This is a genomic window from Stappia sp., from assembly GCF_965276915.1.
Classification (GTDB): Bacteria; Pseudomonadota; Alphaproteobacteria; order Rhizobiales; family Stappiaceae; genus Stappia.
In genome coordinates, this window is sequence record NZ_OZ255709.1 from 2,338,440 (window position 1) to 2,357,977 (window position 19,538).

The 19,538-nt window shown below is 65.5% G+C and carries 23 protein-coding genes; 13 read left to right on the forward strand and 10 right to left on the reverse strand.

The window, feature by feature from the left end; translation table 11 throughout:
- Positions 1-269: 269 nt before the first annotated feature.
- Positions 270-1,829 (reverse strand): helicase HerA-like C-terminal domain-containing protein, encoded by a 1,560-nt coding sequence (locus ACQY46_RS10950; protein ID WP_428700265.1) that lies wholly within the window; start codon positions 1,827-1,829, stop codon positions 270-272.
- Positions 1,830-1,986: 157 nt separating this feature from the next.
- Between ACQY46_RS10950 and ACQY46_RS10955 the strand changes: the two genes are divergently transcribed.
- Positions 1,987-2,382, forward strand: coding sequence for a DUF2267 domain-containing protein (locus tag ACQY46_RS10955; protein WP_428700266.1), 396 nt, complete (start codon positions 1,987-1,989; stop codon positions 2,380-2,382).
- 83 nt (positions 2,383-2,465) lie between these two features.
- Positions 2,466-2,873 carry a DUF4332 domain-containing protein gene (locus ACQY46_RS10960; protein ID WP_428700267.1) on the forward strand — a complete coding sequence of 136 codons (408 nt, stop codon included), beginning with the start codon at positions 2,466-2,468 and terminating at the stop codon, positions 2,871-2,873.
- 180 nt (positions 2,874-3,053) lie between these two features.
- Here the strand turns inward: ACQY46_RS10960 and ACQY46_RS10965 are convergent, their stop codons facing one another.
- Together ACQY46_RS10965 and ACQY46_RS10970 are read right to left on the reverse strand one after the other, a co-directional pair.
- A complete protein-coding gene (locus ACQY46_RS10965; protein WP_428700268.1) occupies positions 3,054-3,413 on the reverse strand; it encodes a PAAR domain-containing protein in 360 nt (119 codons plus the stop codon).
- Positions 3,414-3,515: 102 nt separating this feature from the next.
- Positions 3,516-4,562 carry a diguanylate cyclase gene (locus tag ACQY46_RS10970; protein WP_428700269.1) on the reverse strand — a complete coding sequence of 349 codons (1,047 nt, stop codon included), beginning with the start codon at positions 4,560-4,562 and terminating at the stop codon, positions 3,516-3,518.
- A gap of 330 nt (positions 4,563-4,892) precedes the next feature.
- On the opposite strand from ACQY46_RS10970, the gene ACQY46_RS10975 reads away from it, so the two are divergent.
- Both ACQY46_RS10975 and ACQY46_RS10980 read left to right on the forward strand, forming a co-directional pair.
- On the forward strand, positions 4,893-5,186 hold the full coding sequence (locus ACQY46_RS10975) for a hypothetical protein (RefSeq protein WP_428700270.1): 294 nt from the start codon (positions 4,893-4,895) through the stop codon (positions 5,184-5,186).
- 392 nt (positions 5,187-5,578) lie between these two features.
- Positions 5,579-5,845, forward strand: a complete 267-nt coding sequence (locus ACQY46_RS10980; RefSeq protein ID WP_428700271.1) for a GIY-YIG nuclease family protein — start codon at positions 5,579-5,581, stop codon at positions 5,843-5,845.
- A 143-nt stretch (positions 5,846-5,988) separates the two neighbouring features.
- On the opposite strand, the gene ACQY46_RS10985 is transcribed toward ACQY46_RS10980, so the two are convergent.
- The 3 genes from ACQY46_RS10985 to ACQY46_RS10995 all read right to left on the reverse strand — a co-directional run bounded on the left by ACQY46_RS10985 (position 5,989) and on the right by ACQY46_RS10995 (position 10,614).
- On the reverse strand, positions 5,989-6,678 hold the full coding sequence (locus ACQY46_RS10985) for a class I SAM-dependent methyltransferase (protein WP_428700272.1): 690 nt from the start codon (positions 6,676-6,678) through the stop codon (positions 5,989-5,991).
- A gap of 21 nt (positions 6,679-6,699) precedes the next feature.
- Positions 6,700-9,609 (reverse strand): excinuclease ABC subunit UvrB, encoded by a 2,910-nt coding sequence (gene uvrB, locus ACQY46_RS10990; protein ID WP_428700273.1) that lies wholly within the window; start codon positions 9,607-9,609, stop codon positions 6,700-6,702.
- 102 nt (positions 9,610-9,711) lie between these two features.
- On the reverse strand, positions 9,712-10,614 hold the full coding sequence (locus tag ACQY46_RS10995; protein ID WP_428700274.1) for an HNH endonuclease: 903 nt from the start codon (positions 10,612-10,614) through the stop codon (positions 9,712-9,714).
- Positions 10,615-10,885: 271 nt separating this feature from the next.
- On the opposite strand from ACQY46_RS10995, the gene ACQY46_RS11000 reads away from it, so the two are divergent.
- The 3 genes from ACQY46_RS11000 (at position 10,886) to ACQY46_RS11010 (ending at position 12,127) form a co-directional block, all read left to right on the forward strand.
- On the forward strand, positions 10,886-11,167 hold the full coding sequence (locus tag ACQY46_RS11000) for a hypothetical protein (RefSeq protein ID WP_428700275.1): 282 nt from the start codon (positions 10,886-10,888) through the stop codon (positions 11,165-11,167).
- 144 nt (positions 11,168-11,311) lie between these two features.
- Positions 11,312-11,632: a type II toxin-antitoxin system PrlF family antitoxin gene (locus ACQY46_RS11005; protein WP_428700276.1), complete on the forward strand. Its 321-nt coding sequence runs from the start codon at positions 11,312-11,314 to the stop codon at positions 11,630-11,632.
- A 6-nt stretch (positions 11,633-11,638) separates the two neighbouring features.
- Positions 11,639-12,127, forward strand: coding sequence for a type II toxin-antitoxin system YhaV family toxin (locus tag ACQY46_RS11010; protein ID WP_428700277.1), 489 nt, complete (start codon positions 11,639-11,641; stop codon positions 12,125-12,127).
- Between the two features lie 23 nt (positions 12,128-12,150).
- Here the strand turns inward: ACQY46_RS11010 and ACQY46_RS11015 are convergent, their stop codons facing one another.
- Positions 12,151-12,450, reverse strand: a complete 300-nt coding sequence (locus ACQY46_RS11015) for a SelT/SelW/SelH family protein (protein ID WP_428700278.1) — start codon at positions 12,448-12,450, stop codon at positions 12,151-12,153.
- A gap of 311 nt (positions 12,451-12,761) precedes the next feature.
- On the opposite strand from ACQY46_RS11015, the gene ACQY46_RS11020 reads away from it, so the two are divergent.
- The 6 genes from ACQY46_RS11020 (at position 12,762) to ACQY46_RS11045 (ending at position 16,594) form a co-directional block, all read left to right on the forward strand.
- Positions 12,762-13,175, forward strand: a complete 414-nt coding sequence (locus tag ACQY46_RS11020; RefSeq protein ID WP_428700279.1) for a nuclear transport factor 2 family protein — start codon at positions 12,762-12,764, stop codon at positions 13,173-13,175.
- Entirely contained in the window at positions 13,172-13,612 is a 441-nt protein-coding gene (locus ACQY46_RS11025) for a MerR family transcriptional regulator (RefSeq protein ID WP_428700280.1), read from the forward strand. The genes ACQY46_RS11020 and ACQY46_RS11025 overlap by 4 nt, the downstream gene beginning before the upstream one ends.
- On the forward strand, positions 13,609-13,983 hold the full coding sequence (locus ACQY46_RS11030; protein ID WP_428700281.1) for a carboxymuconolactone decarboxylase family protein: 375 nt from the start codon (positions 13,609-13,611) through the stop codon (positions 13,981-13,983). The genes ACQY46_RS11025 and ACQY46_RS11030 overlap by 4 nt, the downstream gene beginning before the upstream one ends.
- Positions 13,984-14,134: 151 nt before the next feature.
- On the forward strand, positions 14,135-14,275 hold the full coding sequence (locus ACQY46_RS11035) for a hypothetical protein (RefSeq protein ID WP_428700282.1): 141 nt from the start codon (positions 14,135-14,137) through the stop codon (positions 14,273-14,275).
- A 217-nt stretch (positions 14,276-14,492) separates the two neighbouring features.
- Positions 14,493-15,854 carry a M24 family metallopeptidase gene (locus ACQY46_RS11040; RefSeq protein WP_428700283.1) on the forward strand — a complete coding sequence of 454 codons (1,362 nt, stop codon included), beginning with the start codon at positions 14,493-14,495 and terminating at the stop codon, positions 15,852-15,854.
- Between the two features lie 65 nt (positions 15,855-15,919).
- Positions 15,920-16,594: a CerR family C-terminal domain-containing protein gene (locus tag ACQY46_RS11045; RefSeq protein ID WP_428700284.1), complete on the forward strand. Its 675-nt coding sequence runs from the start codon at positions 15,920-15,922 to the stop codon at positions 16,592-16,594.
- Positions 16,595-16,684: 90 nt separating this feature from the next.
- Here the strand turns inward: ACQY46_RS11045 and ACQY46_RS11050 are convergent, their stop codons facing one another.
- From ACQY46_RS11050 to ACQY46_RS11060, 3 genes are read right to left on the reverse strand one after another with little or no spacing between them, the layout of a single operon-like run.
- Positions 16,685-16,810 (reverse strand): hypothetical protein, encoded by a 126-nt coding sequence (locus tag ACQY46_RS11050; RefSeq protein ID WP_428700285.1) that lies wholly within the window; start codon positions 16,808-16,810, stop codon positions 16,685-16,687.
- Positions 16,811-16,846: 36 nt separating this feature from the next.
- Positions 16,847-17,905 (reverse strand): hypothetical protein, encoded by a 1,059-nt coding sequence (locus ACQY46_RS11055; protein WP_428700286.1) that lies wholly within the window; start codon positions 17,903-17,905, stop codon positions 16,847-16,849.
- 50 nt (positions 17,906-17,955) lie between these two features.
- On the reverse strand, positions 17,956-19,413 hold the full coding sequence (locus tag ACQY46_RS11060; RefSeq protein WP_428700287.1) for a hypothetical protein: 1,458 nt from the start codon (positions 19,411-19,413) through the stop codon (positions 17,956-17,958).
- Positions 19,414-19,538: the final 125 nt, after the last annotated feature.

Consider the following 19,538-nt stretch of genomic DNA (forward strand, 5'->3'; position numbering starts at 1 on the left):
TCAGGGATGCAGGCCCGGCCTGGCGGGAGGGCTCGGGGAGGGCCTGCGGATTGTCGGTGGCCGACCCTTGAGGGCGGCTCCTGGAGCGAGGCATAGGGGGTGTAAAAATATGAGTCAATTACTCATATTTTAATCCACAGCAGCTGTGTCCATCCGCAAAAATTCCCTCGCGGCGCCGCGAGGGAAGCTGTGTACCATGGGAAATATCCGGAGGCTGCACGTGGAGGCGGGCAACCCGGCATGGCCGGGCCCGCGCTCAGGATCCGCGCTCAGAATCCCCGCTTGAAGGAGCCCAGGACGCCGCGCGCCAGCGCCCGCCCGAGCGCCGAGCCGAGCGAGCGCACCACCGACTTCACCGCCGCGTCGGCAACGCTGTCGGAGGAGCGCGAGCGGCTGGTACGGCTGCGGCTGCGCGACGGCGCCGGGCGGTCGTCGAGGCCGAAGTCCGGGATCTCGAAACCGGAGCGCGTGCGCCGGGGCGCGCCGCGCCGCGCCGTCTCCTGCTCCTCGCGCATCTGCTGGCGCTCTTCCATGCGTGCCGCTTCCTCGGTGCGGCGTTTCAGCACCTCGAAGGCGGACTCGCGGTCCACCGTCCGGTCGTAGAGATGGCCGACCGGGCTCGCCGCCAGGATCTCGCGCCGTTCCGCGTCGCTGATCGGACCGAGGCGCGAGGAGGGCGGGCGGACCAGGGTGCGCTGGACGATGGAGGGAATGCCCTTGCCTTCCAGCGTCGAGACCAGCGCCTCGCCGACGCCGAGTTCCATGATCGTGCGCTCGGTGTCGAGATCCGGGTTGGGACGAAACGTCTCGGCCGCCGCCTTCACCGCCTTCTGCTCGCGCGGGGTATAGGCGCGCAGTGCATGCTGCACCCGGTTGCCGAGCTGGGCGAGCACCGTGTCCGGCACGTCGAGCGGGTTCTGCGTGACGAAATAGACGCCGACGCCCTTGGAGCGGATCAGCCGCACCACCTGCTCGACCTTTTCCAGAAGCGCCTTGGGCGCCTCGGCGAACAGCAGGTGCGCCTCGTCGAAGAAGAAGACGAGGCGCGGCTTTTCAGGGTCGCCGACCTCGGGCAGTTCCTCGAACAGCTCCGACAGCAGCCACAGGAGGAAGGTGGCGTAGAGGCGCGGCGCGCCCATCAGCTTGTCGGCGGCAAGCACCGAGACGACGCCGCGCCCGTCGCGGGTGGTGCGCATCATGTCGCGGATGTCGAGCGCCGGCTCGCCGAAAAAGGCATCGCCCCCCTGCCGGTCGAGCACCAGCAGCTGGCGCTGGATGGCGCCGACGGAGGCCTTGGAGACATTGCCGTAGACCCGGGACAGCTCGGAGGAGCGCTCCGCCACATGGGCGAGCAGCGCCTGCAGGTCCTTCAGGTCCATCAGCAGCAGGCCCTCGTCGTCGGCGAGTTCGAAGGCGACGTTGAGGACGCCTTCCTGGGTCGCGTTGAGGTCCATCAGCCGGGCCAGCAGCAGCGGCCCCATCTCGGAGACGGTGGCCCGGATCGGATGCCCCTGCTCGCCGAACAGGTCCCAGAAGATCGTCGGGAAGTCCTCGTAGATGTAGTCCTGCGTGAAGCCGATCTGGGCGGCGCGCTTTTCCAGGAAGTCCTTCCTCTCGCCGGGCGCGGCGATGCCGGCAAGGTCGCCCTTCACGTCGGCGCAGAAGACCGGCACGCCGGCATTGGAAAACCCTTCGGCGAGGATCTGCAGCGACACGGTCTTGCCGGTGCCGGTGGCCCCGGTGATCAGCCCGTGCCGGTTGGCGAGTTTCAGCGTCAGGTATTCCGGCTTGTCCGAACCGCCGATGAAGATCCTGTCTGCGTCCTGCACGTTTCTCGCCTCCGCTGCCCTGAAGATCGCGCCCCCGTTGCGGCGAATGGCGCGTTTGTCATGTAACGCGGGCGCGGCGGTCTGTATAGCGGTTGTGAACGGGCCGGCTCTCGTGTCAGATTGGCCTGACACTTTCTTTCGATTCCAAGGGGGGAGAATGGAAGAGATCATCAGGCGGATTGCCGCCGCGGCCGGTATCAACGAGGACCTGGCGCGCGAGGCGGTGGGTATCATTCTCAATTTCCTCAATCGCGACGGACCGCAGGACAAGGTGCGCCAGTTGCTGGACGCGTTGCCGGGGGCCCGCGACCTTGTTGCCGGCACGGACGCTCCCGGCGGCCTTCTTGGCGGCCTTGCCGGCAAGCTGGGCGGCAGCCTTGGCGGCGGCATGGGCGCCATGGCGGCGCTCAACGAGCTGACCAGTGCCGGCCTCGACATGGGCCAGGTTCAGACCGTCACGCGCGAGCTTGTCGGCATCGCCCGCGAAAGGGCGGGCGCCGATGTGGTCGACCAGGTGGTCGATGCCATTCCGGGCCTTGGCCAGGTTTTGTGAGACCAGGTGCTGTGAGGCCGGGCGGCGTTGCCCGGTCGTTTTGAAATCCGGCAAGGTGCGCCGGGTCATTTTGGAGATGCGAGATGTCCTATTCCATTGACGAAATCGAGGGTATCGGCCCGGTCTATGCCGAGAAGCTGCAGGCTGTGGGCATCAAGACCACGGAAGCCTATCTGGAGCGGGCCAAGGATCCCAAGGGGCGCAAGGCGCTGGCCGAGGAAACCGGCATCGACGACAAGCGCATCCTGAAATGGGCGAACATGGCCGACCTGATGCGCATCAGCGGCGTCGGCGAGGAATATTCCGAGCTGCTCGAGGCCGCCGGCGTCGACACCGTCAAGGAACTGAAGCACCGCAACGCGGCCAATCTCCACGCCAAGATGGCGGAAGTGAACGAGGAGAAGAAACTCGTTCGCCAGCTTCCCAGCGAATCCGCGGTGGAGAAGTGGGTGGCGCAGGCCAAGGACCTGCCGCCGACCATGACCTACTGATCGACGGGTCTCACGTTCGAACGGGCGCGGCGGACGCGCCCGCCTGAAGGTTTCCGCGGCGCCGGGCTGGCAACAGTCCGGCGTCGCGCGTTTGCGGGGCCTGCGCGCCGGCACGCGACGTGTTCGCCCCCGGCCCGATCGCCGACGAAACGGCCGGCTGGCGAAGCCGTCCGGCGCGGCTCAGCCCGGCGGGCAGACGGCATCGCCGCCGCGCGTGGCCGGCGCGCCGTTCATGATCACGTTGGCGGAGCCGCCCGCGATACAGCCCTTCACCGGCGCGGAGAAGCGCACCGCCGGCTGGCCCTCGATGGAGATCCCCGGCACCGGCTCGAACATGCCGGGCGGGCAGGTCGCGACATCGGAAAGCCGCAGCGCCGGCCGGCCGTTGATGATCACCGAGGCGGCGCCGGTGGCCGCGCAGGGCGGCATCGGCTGGGCGAGGGCGGCAAGGGGCGCAGTCAGGAGCGCGAGCGCGGCGGCGACGGCGAGGGCAGCAGGGTGGCGGGCAGCAGGGTGATGGGTGGCGTGTCGAACGTTCACGGTGTTTTCCCCGGCGTAGAGGGCGCGCGCCGGCCGATGCCGCGCGGGCGGGCAAGGTCGCATGGATATGGCGCCCTGGACAAGACGGTGCGGGCAGGCGGCTCAGTCCAACAGGATGAACTCGACCCGGTCGCGTCCCGCCTCCTTGGCGCGATACATCGCCTCGTCCGCCCGACGCATCAGAAGACCGAGATCGGCGGTGTCTCCCTCGATCAGCAGCGCTCCGATGCTGGCGGTCACGGCCATCGGCTGCCCGCAGCCGGGCAGAACGGTCTCGCGCAGAGCTTTTGCGATGCCGTCCAGCACGGCCAGCAGGCGAGGCCTGTCGATCTCACGCATCACGAGACAGAACTCCTCGCCGCCCATGCGTGCCACAAGGTCACCCTCGCGGACGGCATCACGCAGGATCTCGCCGACCCGCACCAGCACGGCGTCGCCGGCCTCGTGACCATGGGTGTCGTTGATCTGCTTGAAGCGGTCGAGATCGACCAGCGCAACGCCGAGCCCGACCGCGCCGTTGTCGCATTGCTCCTGCACCAGTTTGGCGAAGATCCGGCCGAAGGCGCGCCGGTTGTAGGTGCCGGTGAGCGGATCGGTGTCCGACAGGACCGCCATCCGCTCCACCTGGCGATGAATGCGGATGCTCGCCGCCACCCAGTGTGCCATGGCCTCCAGCCGGAGCATGTCGGCTTGCGTGAAGGCGTCCGTCTCCACATCGCCGACATTCACCGTGCCGAAACACTCGTTGCCGCTGACCAGCGGAACGTCGAGACAGGACTGCAGGCCCCTGGCCTTCAGCATCGCGCAATCGAGATCGTCGGAGGCCGAGAAGTCGGGACAGATCTCGGGGCGACGCTGCGTGAAGACGCGGCCGATCATCGTGCCCTCTATCGGCACCGGCATGTCGAGCGGGATGGCATTGTTGCCCTGCATCGCGATCAGTTTGAGATGGGTGGGTGTATCCTCCAGCGCGATGGTTGCGCGGTCGGCATTGAACACGACGCGCGACCATTGCGCGACGGTGTCGAGCACGTCGTCGAGGGTTTCGGCGGCCGAAAGCTGGTGCACGAAACGCACCGGCAGCTCGATGATCAGATCGCCGGCGGTTTGGGTGGCACCTTCGGTCTGCCCTGAGGTGGCTGGTTGCATGGCCATCTGTCCTTCCGTCCGTCGTGCGGTTGCCCCGAAACCGCCTGCATAGTCGCTGCCCGCGCCAAACCTGCCATGCGAGATGTAAAGATTTCGCGACCCCGGCCATCCAGGGCCGGTTCCGTGTCGGTGCGGAACGAGGGCGGGGGCAGGCCGTTTGGTGCTACGCTGCAAGGACATGCATGTTGTGCCCCGACGCGTTCCGGGCGGGTGCCGCCTTCAGGCGCGGTGCCGGCGCTTGGGGGCAGGGGTGACGCCACAGGTGAGGGCTGGGAGCCGGAAGGTGCCGTTCGTCTCTGCTTTCACCTTCTGCAAGCAAGGATGCAAGCCGTGACAGGATCCTACCTCGTCTTCATGACCTTCATGACGCTGGCCCTGCTGCTGATGGTCGCCGGCTATGTCCGCACGCTGCTCTTCGCCCGCCGCCTTCGCCTGCTCGAAGACGCCACGTTCAATCCGCTGGACGGCGTCCGCCTGTGGCTGCGGATCTTCACAAGGGATGGTTTCGGCCCGGACCAGGAACCGGCCCGGCGCGGCATCGTCCGGCTCTACGCCCTTGCGCTCGCCGCCTTCGCCGTGGCGGTGCTGCTGTTTCTCGCGTTGCCGGTGGTGCCGGAGGTGTAGAGGGGGAAGGGTCTACTTCGTCCGGTCGGACACGTAGCACGTGTCGGGGTGCCTTGCGGCAATGTCCCGTCGCCATCTTGTCGGCCGCCGACGATGTCACGGATCGTTCCGCAGGAATGCTTGCATGGCCAGCGGTTCGGGGTGGCGGAAACGCTGACGGCGCGCCTGCGGCGCGGCTGATGTCTGGATGCCGGATCACGCGATGGCGCTTGCGCGCCACACGGTCCGGCATGACGGGCGAGAGACATGGAGCACGGCGTCCCGGGAGCCTTCCGCCTGTTCGCTCAAGCCTGTTCGCGAGGCTTGTCCAGGCCGGTCGGTCGCCTGTACAGTTCGGTTCTTCCAGTGGTTGTGAGGTTCGGGTCAGATCGGTGACAGCCTGGGTTTACATCTTGGCATCACAGCGAAACGGCACCCTGTATGTGGGAGTGACAGGCGACCTTTCGCGGCGGATGTTCGAGCATGTCCAGGAACTGACCGATGGGTTCACCCGCCGCCATCATGTCAAGCGGCTGGTCCATGCGGAGCAGTTCGAGCGGATCGACGAGGCAATCGCCCGCGAGAAAAGACTGAAAGGCTGGCGCCGGGCCTGGAAGATCGAGTTGATTGAGGCTTCAAATCCGGACTGGCGGGATCTGAGCGAGACATGGTTGTTCTGAAGGAACACCCGGCCACCGGTCGTTGCGTGAAACTTGCCGCGTCCCGCAGCCGTCATGCCGGACGGCCTGTGGCGAAGCCGCACGGCCAGATCCGGCATCCAGACATCAGTGCGGGCGAAGCCCGCGCGTACTGGTTTTCTACCTCAAAAGGCCTTGTGCATGAGCGCGACATCCTTGCGCGGGATCTCGCATGACCATCCGAAGAGCGCGGCGAGGTAGCGCAGCGTCTCCTCCTTGTAGAAGACCACATGGGTCGGATCCCGGCGATAGTGCCAGTTGGCAAAACGGCTGTCCTCCGTTCTGAAGCAGGTCATCAGGCCGAGCCAACCGCCCGGCTTCAGGAGCCGGTCGAAAAGGGCAAACTCGCGCGCCGGCTCGTGGAAATGCTCCGCGACCTCGCTGCAAGCGATGAAATCGTAGCGCCCGGCGAGCATGCTTCGGTTCGGGGCGAAAAAAGGGTCATAGGCGGCGACCGAATGGCCGTCCTCGCGCAACATCTCTGCAAGGCCGGGTCCCGGCCCGCACCCATAGTCGAGGCCGAGGCTTGCGGGCTCAAGTCTCTCCGTCAGCGGATCGGCCAGCCTCGACAGGAAACGCCGGTATCCCGGGTCCTGCGGATCGTTCCGGTGGGTGAGATAATGCGCGCGTTCCTCTGGTCCCGCGGGCAGCTTTGAACGCTCGACCAAGACGGCCTCGCAGGTCTCGCAGCGCCAATAGGCGACGTCACCGACTGTCTGGAACGGACGGCAGGTGCGCGCGCGGCAGACACGGCAAGGTTCGTCATGCCCCTGGTCGTGCCTGTCGAGCGCCTCCTTCAGAACCGATACCTCCACGTCCGCACTGTCAGCCTCCGCTCATCTTCCCGGCCGTCCGCTCTTCTTCGAGCGGCCGCCCCGGCGGCGGTCCTCGCCCGGGTCCTCGTAGGAGCCCGTTCCGATCTTGCCGCGCGCCAGCGGCCTGACGTCGTCGGCGGGATCGTCGCCGGGCTTTTGCGGCAGCGGGCCCGAGGACAGCGGCACCTCGGTGCGGCCGACGGTCATCTCGTCGAGCGTGTTCTTGCGCACTTTCGACTTGGCGGGAACATTGGCGCTGGCGCCGTATTTCTTCTCGCCGCGATAGCCGCCGCTGCGGTCCTCCACCGCCGACTGGCGGGCCAGCGGATCGTCGGCCAGCGCCAGTTCCGTTTCCTGCAGCCGCTTGACCTCGTCGCGCAGCCGCGCGGCGGTCTCGAACTCCAGGTCGGCGGCCGCCTCGCGCATCTGCTTTTCCAGGTCCTGGATATGCGCCTTGAGATTGTGGCCGACGAGGTTGCCGCTCTCGGCAAAGCCCGCCTCGACGGTGACGTGGTCCTGCTCGTAGACGCTTGACAGGATGTCGCCGATGGAGCGGCGCACGCTTTCCGGCGTGATGCCGTGCTCGGCATTGTAGGCTTCCTGCTTCTCGCGCCGGCGGTCGGTCTCGGCGATCGCCCGCTCCATCGAGCCGGTGATCCGGTCGGCATAGAGCAGCACCTTGCCGTCGACGTTTCGCGCGGCGCGGCCGATGGTCTGCACCAGCGAGGTCTCCGAGCGCAGGAAACCCTCCTTGTCGGCGTCGAGGATGGCGACCAGCGAGCATTCGGGAATGTCGAGGCCCTCGCGCAAGAGGTTGATGCCGACCAGCACGTCGAAGGCGCCAAGGCGCAGGTCGCGGATGATCTCGATCCGCTCCAGCGTGTCGATGTCGGAATGCATGTAGCGCACGCGCACGCCGTTTTCGTGCAGGTATTCCGTCAGGTCCTCGGCCATCCGCTTGGTCAGCACGGTGACCAGCGTGCGCATGCCCCTGGCCGCCACGGCGCGCACCTCGCCCAACAGGTCGTCGACCTGGGTCTTGGCCGGGCGGATGTCGATCTGCGGGTCGACGAGGCCGGTCGGGCGAATGACCTGCTCGGCGAAGACGCCGCCGGACTGTTCCATCTCCCAGGAGCCGGGTGTCGCCGACACGCAGACCGTCTGCGGCCGCATCGCGTTCCACTCCTCGAAGCGCAAGGGGCGGTTGTCCATGCAGGAGGGCAGGCGGAAGCCGTATTCGGCCAGCGTCGCCTTGCGGCGGAAGTCGCCGCGATACATGGCGCCGATCTGCGGAATGGTCACATGGCTTTCGTCGGCGAAGACGAGGGCGTTGTCCGGCAGGTATTCGAACAGGGTGGGGGGCGGCTCGCCCGGCGCGCGTCCCGTCAGGTAGCGCGAGTAGTTCTCGATGCCGGCGCAGGAACCGGTCGCCTCCATCATCTCCAGGTCGAACAGCGTGCGCTGCTCCAGCCGTTGCGCCTCCAGCAGCCGGCCGTGGGCGTTGAGCTCCTCCAGCCGCTGCACCAGCTCCGACTTGATCGACTTGATCGCCTGGTTGAGCGTCGGCTTCGGCGTCACGTAATGCGAGTTGGCGTAGATCTTGACGCTCTTCATCTCCGCCGACTTCTGCCCGGTCAGCGGGTCGAACTCGGTGATCGATTCGATCTCGTCGCCGAACAGCGAGATGCGCCAGGCGCTGTCCTCGTAGTGGGCCGGGAAGATCTCGACCGTGTCGCCGCGCACCCGGAAGGTGCCGCGCTGGAAGGCGGCGTCGTTGCGCTTGTATTGCAGCGCGACCAGATCGGCGAGCAACTGGCGCTGGTCGATGCGCTCGCCCACCTCGATGGCGAAGGTCATCGCCGTGTAGGTCTCGACCGAGCCGATGCCGTAGATGCACGAGACCGAGGCGACGATGATGACGTCGTCGCGCTCCAGCAGCGAGCGGGTGGCCGAGTGGCGCATCCGGTCGATCTGCTCGTTGATCGAGCTTTCCTTCTCGATATAGGTGTCGGTGCGCGGGACGTAGGCCTCCGGCTGGTAGTAGTCGTAATAGGAGACGAAATACTCGACCGCATTGTCCGGGAAGAAGCTCTTGAACTCGCCATAGAGCTGGGCGGCCAGCGTCTTGTTCGGCGCCAGGATCAGCGCCGGGCGCTGGGTGCGGGAGATGACCTGGGCCATCGTGTAGGTCTTGCCCGAACCGGTGACGCCGAGCAGCACCTGGGTGCTGTCGTCATTGGCGAGCCCGTCGAGCAGGTCGGCGATGGCGGTCGGCTGGTCGCCCTTCGGCTCGTATTCGGAAACGAGCTTGATCGGGATGCCGCCCTCCGACTTGTCCGGCCGCGTGGGGCGGTGCGGCACCCAGGCCTCGCCGTTCTTGTGCAGCGGGTTGCCGGAGGTGATCAGGTCGGTCAGCGCCTGCACCGTCGCCGTGTGGCCGGTGGTGCCGTCCGACATTTCCGGCGGCGGCTTCTTGCCGCCCTTGCGCGCCTTCTTCGTCTCGGCCACCTGCCTGGCCAGCAGCGCCTCGGCCTCTTCCAGGCTCATGTCGAGCCCGGCGACCGGGTTCAGCCCGCCGGCGGCGCGCTCGCGCGGGGTGCCGGCAGCGCCGGTGGAGGTGCCGCGTGCCGTGCGGACGGGCTTCTCCGCCTTGCCGGCGTCATTGCCCTTGCCTTTGCCGGATGTCCCTTTTGCGGGCGCCCTGGCTGGCGGCGCCTTTTTCGCCGGGACATCCTCCTCGATCTGCCGGGCCCAGTCGGCCACGGAGCCCGACAGGGGCGCGCCCGCGAAGGCGGCCTGCGGCGCTTCGCCGAAGCCCTCCGGCCCGGCGGGCTCGCCGCTCCCGACGGGCGAGGGCAGGGCGTCGCCGTCGCCGGAGCGGTCGGCGCGTTTGGCGGAAAGGTCGGAGGAGGAGGAAGGTCGCTTGGCCATGGCGGCAATATGGTCCGAAAGGCGGGTTTCGGGAACCCCGCGTTCCGGCTTTGTCCGCCGGAATCCCGCAACATGCTGACACAACGGTGTCAGTGGGGGGAGTCAGTGCTTGAAGATCTCGTTGCGGTGCCACGCGAGATAGTGCGGATGCGGGCGCAGATGCGGCGCTTCCGGCACGCGCGCTCTCATGTCCCTGTGCAGCAGATGCGAAACGTCGTAGTTCAACTGGCGTGAGGGGAGAATGCTGAAGTCGTCACCGAGCGACAGCAAGCCCCTGTCGAACATCCAGTGGACGGTTCCCGACAGGGCGATGCCGTTCTGGATCGAATCCGATCCGCCGTGTTCCACGGGCTGGATATGGGCGGCCTCCACCTCTGGTCGGCCATGGCCGTTGATCAGGCGCAGACCGGTAAAGGCACAGGTCCGATCGTAGATCTTGCGGATGTTCTGGCGGAACTTTGCGTCCCGGAACGGCCGATTGAGCAGTTGCGTGATGATCGGCCGTTCCTGCTCATCTCCGACAAAGGGCGCCTGCGCCACGTCGCCGAAACCGGGAGCGACATTCTCGGCGCCGGGCGTATCGACCCGGTCCGGCCATTCGTCGGGATTGGCAAGCCCGGCATGAATGATGGCGGCGAACTCGGAGGGGTCCAGCAGGCGGACGGCCTGGACCGAACGCCCGCCGTTTACCGACCCGTCTGGACGGAACATCTTCTTCTCGTAGCCGCCGCTTTCGGAATAGTCGACCAGTCGGTCGAAATCGAGATAACCGCTGAGTTCGGCGTAGAAGTGATTGTCTTGTCTTTGATCGGGCCTGACCGACACCACCTTTGCGATACCCGAGTAGAAGCGTCCCTTTTCCTTCGGGACAGGGCCGTAATAGACGATCCAGTCGCCCACCGTCTGCTCGATACGGCTCAGATACATCTTCGGGAAATGGTATTGCTCCCCGGTGATGTCGTCATAGACGCTGTCGAGCTTGTGATAGAGAACCGCCTGAACCATGCGAGCCTGCTCCTCCAGCCTCAAGAAGTAGGCCGAAAGCGGTTGTGGTGACAATAGCTTGGATGCCGGTTGGGAGAGCAGGGCCATGGCCGCCCAGCGGACGTGGTACTTAATAGTCGGCTGTTGAGTATTTAAGAAAGGGAGATGTGACAATGAATTTTGCGACAATGGGTTGCAATAAATAATTCTATATAATATAATTATGTTAAAATGATTAGAAACTCATTATCTAAATTGTTTTGAGGTATTCTTGGTGGATTAGGAGGCTTATATGCGAAATGGTATCCCTCACGATGATTATGAAGCAGGTTTTGCAGTGGGTTGGCAGTTGCTCCGCGGTACTGAAACGGACGTCCCGGCGGCACTATCTGTGCCTGATATTCCAGATGGCTCAACGGCTTTCTTAGAAGGCGTGAAGGATGGTTTGAATGCCGTACCGAAACCGAAGAATGCAAAAGACAGAGAAGAAAACTATGTCGAAGTAAAAGCCTGCCGTCATCCTGAAGGAGAAGCGGGTTGTTTTTTTTCCAATCTCTACGAGGTCCTAAATTAGCAGGTTGGATAGGGTTATGACTGAATTGAAATAGCTTGGATGCAGATCAGGGCTATTGGAACATGGCCGGCCGGTGGTCGCGGCACTTGACGTTGGTAATGCATTTGCATTACATTTGTCTTTCCTCTCGTCAGGAGAATGGCCATGGCCGAGCAACTCGCCTTCGAAGCGACCCTTACCGACAAGTACCAGAACACCGTTCCTTCCGCGGTGCGGCGGGCGCTTGGTCTCGGCAAGCGCGACAAGGTCCGCTACATCATTCGCGACGGCGAGGTGCTGTTGCAGAAGGTCGAGGGCAGTGCGGACGACGATCCGGTGGTTGCCGCCTTTCTCGACTTTGTCGAGAAGGACATGATCCGCCATCCGGGTCGGGTCACGCCGCTTTCCGCCGCGCTGGTTGATGAGGCGCGGGCGCTGGCAACGGGCGTTGACGTCGATCTCGACGCGCCGCTCGACGACGACTGACGCAGGATGCGGCCCGAAGGCGCATTGAGAGTGAACGGTTGGCTGCTGCTTCAGCATCCGGCCTTTCGCGACGCCTTTGAAGCCTCGGTGCGAGAGGTCGCGACACTCGCCCGCAAAGACCCGGAAGGCTACCGGAGCAAGGCGGAAACCAAGCTCCTCGCCGCGATCCTGAAGCTCACCACCGAAGAGATTCCGGCCAACCCGGCCGATGAAAAATATCGTCTCGGAAACACAATCGGCAAGGACCGTCGCCATTGGCGCCGCGCCAAGTTCTTTCAGCAATACCGATTGTTCTTCCGCTTCGACGCGGCCCGCAAGATCATCATCTATGCATGGGTCAACGACCGGACGACGAAACGTGCCTATGGCAGCAGGACGGATGCCTATGAGGTTTTCCGCAAGCGCCTTGGCAAGGGGCATCCGCCGGACGACTGGGACGCGCTTCTCGCCGATGCAGACGCCTTCAGCGCAGGTGGAGAACTTCCCGCTCCCTAGGGGCGCGGTTTCTTTCCGCCTCCTCACTCCCCTCCCTTGTGCCCGTCGGTGTGGCCAAGGCGCATCTCCGGCCAGAGAAGGTCGCGGACGCGCTGTTTCAGCACCTTGGCGTCCGGAAAGCCGCCGTCCGTCTTGCGGTCCCAGATGGCGGCGCCGTCGCAGGTGATGGTGAAGGTGCCGCCGGTGCCCGGCACCAGCGTCAGCGAGCCGATCTCCTCGGAGAAGGTGGAGAGCAGTTCCTGCGCCATCCAGGCGGCGCGCAGCATCCAGTTGCACTGGCGGCAATAGGTGATGGTCAGGGCGGGTTTGGGCGTTTCGGTCATGGCTGGTCCGCATGTCGCAAGGGGGGAGGCGCCCCGCCCGGTCCGGGCGCCGTGACGGTTGGGTCTCGGCGGCCGGATCTCGGCGGGGGCAGGCGTTCCGGCTGGAGCGGGGCCGGGCTCCGCATGCGCGGGCTTCCGTGGCGGCCGGTCTGGCTGGACCCCAATATGGCGGCAAAGCGCGGCGCGGCAAGCCTCTTTCCCCCGGTTTCGCCGGCGCGGCGGACTTGCCGGAAAAGTTTCAAAAAGCCTGTTGACCTGGAGTGCGCTCCAACTCCCAGGATGCGACGCTGTTCACACAAGGAGACAGCGCCATGAGCGTCATCGAACCGTTTTTCACCGCCCTCAAGAGTGGCGACCCGGACAGGGTCCTGCCATTGATCGCCGACGATGCCATCATCGTCGGCGTCAGGGGGAAGGCCGATCCGCGCCTGCCGATCTACGGCACCTATCGCGGCCAAGAGGGCATGCGCGCTTTTCTCGGTGCGTTGCGGACAGCGTTCGACACGGAGGCGTTCGAGGTCGACGAGGTGCTGGAGAGCGACACGCTGGGCTTTGCCTCCGGCCGCTTCCGCCACCGCGTCCGGCACACGGGACGGCTTTTCGTCTCGACCTGGGCCTTGCGGGCGAAGCTCGCCGACGGGAAGATCGCGCATTACCTGTTTTTCGAGGACACGGCCGCGCTGGAAGCGGCTTTCGGGGTTTCCACGGCGGAGGAAGCGGCATGATGATCGGCGACCTTGCACAGCGCACCGGCCTCAGCGTCGACACGCTGCGCTACTACGAAAAGATCGGGCTTGTGCCGGCGCCCTTGCGCGACAGCGGCGGCCGCCGCGTCTATGACGAGGCGATCCTCGGCTGGCTGCGGTTTCTCGACCGGCTGAAGGCCACGGGCCTGGGCATGCGCGACCGGCTGCGCTACGCGGACCTGAGGACGCGGCCGGGCGTTGCCTCGGTGCGCGAGCGCCGCGAGATGCTGGAGCGGCACCGCGACAAGGTGGCGGCGGATCTGGAAAAGCTTGCCGACACGCTGAAGCTGCTCGACGAGAAGGTCGACCTCTACCGCCGGATCGAGAGCGGCGAGGTGGCCGATCCGGTGGTGCCGCTGGCCGAGGCGGCGGCCGTCCCGTCCCCTGTCGGCGCACGCGGGAGGGCCGCGTCATGAGCACGGCTCTCGAAAAGGGGCGGGACCTCGCCGCCCGGCTCAATCCCGATCTCGAACAGGTGCTGGCGGAGCGCTACGACGCGCTGCTGCCGGGCTTTTCCGAAAGCCTGATCGAATGGGCCTATGGCCGCCATTACGCGCGCGGCACGGTCGACCTGAAGACGCGGCAATTGTGCACCGTCGCGGCGCTGACCGCGCTGGGCGGCCAGACGGGGCCGCAGCTGAAGGTCAATATCGAGCACACGCTGGCCGCCGGCGCCAGCGAGGAGGAAATCCTCGAGGTGATCTGGCAGATGGCCGTCTATGGCGGATTGCCGGCGGCGATCAACGGGCTCAACGCCGCGCGCGAGGTGTTCGAGGCGCGGGCCTGAGAGGGGGCCTGAGAGGGGCCTGAGAGGAGGGACAGGGCGCGAAGGATCGCACCCTGTCAAAAATACTTATATAGTTCTGTGGCAGAGGAGATGACCGCCTGCACGGACGGGCGCGCAGACGGATCGTGCACTCCAGCAGTGGAGATCTGCCATGTCTGCGAGAACCCTCGTCACCAACAAGCATTCCGTCATCCTCCGCCACATGCCGCTTATCGGCTGGCGTATGGGCCTGATCCCGGCCGCGCTGCTTGTCTTCGCCGCGCTGGCGTTACAGGCGCGTCTCGACGTCTGAGGGCCTGGCCCGGCCCGTGCCATGCACGCCGGGGCCGCGCAGGCCGTCGCGGCCGGCCGGCGACCCGCAAGATCCTCCGTCTTTGCTCTCGCAGCTCTCGAAGGCCAGCCTGTCGGCCCGTGCCGCAGGGCATCGGATCGGGCATATTTTTAATTCATTTGAATTGTTCATTCGAATGAATTAGGTGTTGGGCGTTCAATGTCTCTATGAGGATGTCATGAAACGCCGAGATTTTTTGGGAATGTCCGCGGCGGCCATGCTGAGCAATCTGCATCCGGCCAATGCCACCAGCACAACCCCGGCCACAGGTGCCGATGCCTCGCCGCTGCACCTGGATGCGGCGCCGCGTCTTTCGCTTGCCGAGCGTGACCGGCGATGGGGAACAGCACGTGAAATCATGAAGAAAGCGGGTGTCGAGGGGCTCATTGTCTATGGCGACAGAGAGTCCTCCGCTCCGGCCCCTTTCGCTCCCGACAGCTATTTTACCAATGACCGGCTGGGATCCATCGTCGTCTTCAAGGGAGATGAGCCGCCGGTGGTGCTTGCGTTTGCTCCGATGGCTGTATCCGACCACATGCAGGCACGCTTGCGTGGCGATCAGCAGTGGCTTGAGCCCGAGCAGATCTATGTGGGCAAGAGCGGCGCGCACCTGGTTTCGATCATGGATCGCATTGGCCTCACAGGGAAGGTCGGCGTGATCGGTCTGGAGCCCTATCCGCCCTTCTATTTCGACGGAGCCATTCCCTTCGGCATATGGAACGCAGTCCGGGAGGCGTTTCCCGAGGCCGAATTCAAGCCGGTATATCGCGAATACTTTATGTTGACCGCAGCGCATAGCGCGGAGGAGCTGGCCCTCATTCGACATGCCGCCGGGATCGGCGAAAAGATGTGCGAAGCGATGAGGGCCGCGACCAGGCCTGGCGTAACCGAAGCCGATATCGTCGCCGCGACCACGGCCGAATGCCTGCGCAACGCCGGCTTTACCGCGGAGGTCCTTTTCGGGTCCGGGCGCGAGTTCATCGGCTGGGGACCGGCTCCCTGGACGTATCGCGCCCAACCACCCAGAGTAATCGAAGAAGGTGACGTGGTCCTTGCCGAGGTCTTCGCATTCTACGGCATGTACGAAACCCAGCACCAGCCCGCGATAACGGTGGGAAGGGCGCATCCGGAGTTTGAGCGAGCCGCGGCCGTTGCCAGGGCCTGCTACGAGGAAGGGCTTGAGGCCCTGCGTCCCGGGCGCACATTCGGCGAAGTCGTGGACATCATGGAAGCGCCCTTGCTCGCCTCCGGCGGCTGGCATGTCCATCCCCTGGTCCACAGCATCAATCCCTACGGACCAATTGGCTTCGGATCGGCCCCAGGTCCGGAATCGCTGCCGGAGGCGTCGGCCTACGGCTCGATCGGGCGCCTTCCTACGACATGGCGCGACTTGCCGCTGCAAGAAGGCATGTCCTTCGCCTTTGAAACGAATTGCGCGTTTGGCAGGCATCTGGCAAATCTGGGTGGAACCGTTCTTGTCGGCGCAGATGGGGGCATTGAGCTCAACCAGAACTCGACCAACGTAATGAGAGCCGGTTGACATGAGGCAGGCGCCTGACCGAATTCACGGTTGGGCGCTTTCCAATACATCAAAAAGTCCAAACGATGAGCCGCAGGATCGAGAGCCAGAGCAAGTCTTCGGAAACAACGCGCGCGAAACTGATTGATGCAGGACTGAAACTCTTTGCCGAGTTCGGCATGGACGGTGTGCGCACACGCACCCTGGCCGAAGCAGCGAGCGTCAATCAGGCCGCGATACCGTACCATTTTGGCGGCAAGGAAGGCGTTTACGCCGCCGTGATCGAAGAAACCGCCAGGGAAATCGCGGATGGATTGGCCTCAACTGGCCTGCTGCAAATCTCCACGGCAGAGATCGAAACGATGTCGCCGGCCCTGTGCCTGGAAAACCTGCGCGCCCTGATCCGCGCCTTCACGCTCCTGATCTTGTCGCCTGGCCGGTCGACCGATCGCACCATCTTGATCGTCAGGGAGCAGCTTCGGCCGACAGAAAACTTCGATCTCCTTTTCAGAAGCTTCATCGAGCCGATACACAAAACCGTAAGCAGTATTGTTGCGCGACTGAACAACCATCGTGCGGACAATGGGGTCGTTGTGATACGCGCGCATGCGATCATCGGTCAGGTTTTGGCATTTGCCGTTGCCCAACAGTCCTATCTGTTGCGATCAGGTGGTTCCGAACTGTCGCTTGAGAAAGTGGAGGAGATTGCAAATGTCATTTCCGAAATGGCGGTGATATCTGCAGGTTCCAGCGAAAACTGAGAGTGTCGACGTGGTGTTGCCGCCGGTCGAGCTTGGCCAGCGGGCGGCCTGGCCGCCGTCGCTCTTCTTCGAAGGTGAGCGCTGTGCCGTTCATGCATTGGCGCAGGCCGGCGGTTGCGGCTCGTCGAAGTATCGCTGCAACAGCCCCGGCTTCACCTGTTGCTGCGGCAACTCGGCCGACGGGTTCTCCTGCGCCGCCGTCGTCAACGGCTGCACGAAACAGTCCTGCCTGTCCGCTCGCGCGGCCCGGCCTCAGGCTCGGCCGCGCGGGCGCGCAAGCTTGAGGCCCAGCAGCAGGATCAGCACATAGGGCCAGATGACGAGCGCGATCAGCCCGGCCTCGCGGGGCATCACCAGTCGGGCCGCGTCGATCGCCGTGTCGGCCGCCGCTTTTTCGCCCTCGTAGACCTGCTCTGCCCGGGTCAGCGCCGCCTCGAGTTTCCTGCGCTCCGCCTCCGTCGCTGCCGGATCGTCCGGCCGGCGCAGCACGGCGCGCAGGTCGCCGACGCTGACGGCGAGCTCCTCGCCGAGCACCAGCATGCGGCCGGAAACGGCGTCGAAGCGGCTGCCGTCGGCCAGGAATTGCGCGGGCGACAGTGCGCGGGCCCGGGCGGCCGCGATGCGCTGTTGCCATGCCTCGAGCGCCGTGTCGCAGGCGGCGCGGGCCATTTCCCGGGCCAGCGTCTCGCGGGCCTCGCGGATCGGGTCGAAACGCTCCTCTCCGGCGAAATCGTGCAGTCCGTGAAGGGGGAGGCCCTCGGCCTGCCGGCAGGCAAGCAGTTCGCTCTGGTTGAGCCGCTCGGCGGCCGCCACTTCCATACGCCGGATCTCGGCGAGGATGTCAGTTGCATTCCCGGCAAAGGCCGCCCGGATGCGGGCCGAGCGAACGGTGAGCCGTACGTGGTCGGCCAGCGCCATGCGCGCCGCCTCGCGCTGCTCCGCATGCGGGCGCAGCGCCTCCAGCGCCTCGCGTTCGACCCGCTGCGGATATTCGCTGGCGAAAAAGACAAGTACGCCGACAAGGCCGAGCGCATAGTAGAAGACGTCGACCGCCTCCTTGTTGAACAGCGTGCTGCGATGCGCCGCCTGCCGGGCCAGAAGGAACGTTGCCAGCGCGACCGCCGCGACGAAGGGAATGGCGGACGCGACGAGAAAATGGCCGACCGCCGCCACTCCGGCCATGGCGAGCGCGGCGAGAAGGCAGGCACCGATCCCCCGGCCGAAGGGCGTTTTCGGCCAGGGACTGCGCCCTTCGCTGTCAGGCCCGTTGCCCCGTCCGCCGCTGGTTCCCTGCCGTGATGCCTCCGCCATGCCCGTTTCCCCCCGGAACGCTCATGAGACGGGTGCAATCATAGATGGCTTTATGGTTCACCCGCAACTTCGGCGGCGGGCAACGGGTGGCCGGTCCTTCCGGCCTTCAGAAGCAGGCCCGCCATCAGCTGCATCGCCGTCTGGGTGGTCGGATGGTCCTGCGTCAGCACCCGTGCGAGCAGCGGCACGACGGCTTTGATCTCGTCGAGGGCCGCCTCGTCCTCTCCTTGTTCGGCCAGCGTCTTTGCTTTCAGGTAGCGCGTCATCAGCACGGCCGGGTGGTCCGGCGCAAGGTTCTTGCCCTCAAGGGAGGCGATGGCGTCGAGTTCCTCCTGAACGGCCTGATGGTCCCCCGTCATCTCCATCACCTGCGCCTTGAGGCGCCGGGTCGCCAGCACCCCCGGGTGGTCCGGAGACAGGGCCTTTTCCTGACGCGGTGCGAAGGCCTCGATTTCGGCAAGGGCGGCGGCGTGCCGGCCCAGATTGTTCAGGATGCGCGCCTTCAGCCGGCGCGTCGCCATCACGTTCGGGTGGTCCGGGGTCAAGGCCGCCTCCTCGAGCGGCAGGACCGCCTCGACTTCCGTGAGCGCGGCCTGGTGGTCCCCCAGATTGTCCAGGACCCGCGCCTTCAGCCGCCATGTCGCCAACAGGTTCGGATCGTCCGGCGGCAGGGCCTTCTTCTCGTCGGGAAGCAGGGCGTCGATCTCGGCCAGGGCCGGCCGATAGTCGCCCAGATGATTGAGCACGCGCGCCTTGAGGTAGCGTGTCGCCAGCACGCCCGGATGGTCGGGCCGTCCGATCCGTTCCGCGATGATGCCGGCCCGCCGGTTGATCAGCCCGGCCACATGGTAATGCCCGTCTTCAAGCTGCTTGAACGTGGCCGTGTGCAGGGCGGCGAGGGCCGGCAAGCCGTCCTGGCTGCCAGGATAGGCATCGTGCAGGTCGTCCCAGGTGGTGAACTCCCGTGCGGCCGAGATGCCGGACATCGCTGCAAGAAGGTCGACCTCGGTCAGAAGCCCCTCCCGGGACGGTGTCGCCCCGCCATGCAGGACGGCAAGGCGTGCATGACGACGCGCCTCGGAAAGATGCGCGGGATCGCCGTCGAAGGCCATGGAGACATGGTGCCGGGCGAGATTGTCCGCCGCCTCCGCCAGCGGCTGGGCGATGGCCCGCAACTCGTCACGCAGGAAGCCGAGCGCCAGCTCCTCGTTGCCGTCGCGCCGCTCCTTCCTGACGACGTCCATCCAGAAGGCCGGCAGCCCGCGCTTGAGGGATGCCAGCTCCGCCTGGGCCTCGTTGAACTTCTTCAGCCATTTGCGCGAGGCGTCCTTTTCCTCGGCCAGTTCGACGGCGAGATTCTTGTTCGCGCCCAGGTAATAGCGGCGCATGCCGGCCAGCGAGGCAAGCACCGGTCCGAGGACGGTCAGGGCCGCAAGGGCCTGTTCGGCCGGGGTGAGGTCGGTGAGATAGGAAACCCAGACGGAGGCGAAGAACTCCATAAATCCCATTGCATGAGCCTCTTGCGTCAAATCGATGGAAAGAACCGGCCGGCCCGACGGCGTGCGGCCGCAATTGAATCCGCTCTTCGCCGATTGGGCAAGCCTCTCGCCGGCGCCGCAACCGGCAGTGCGGT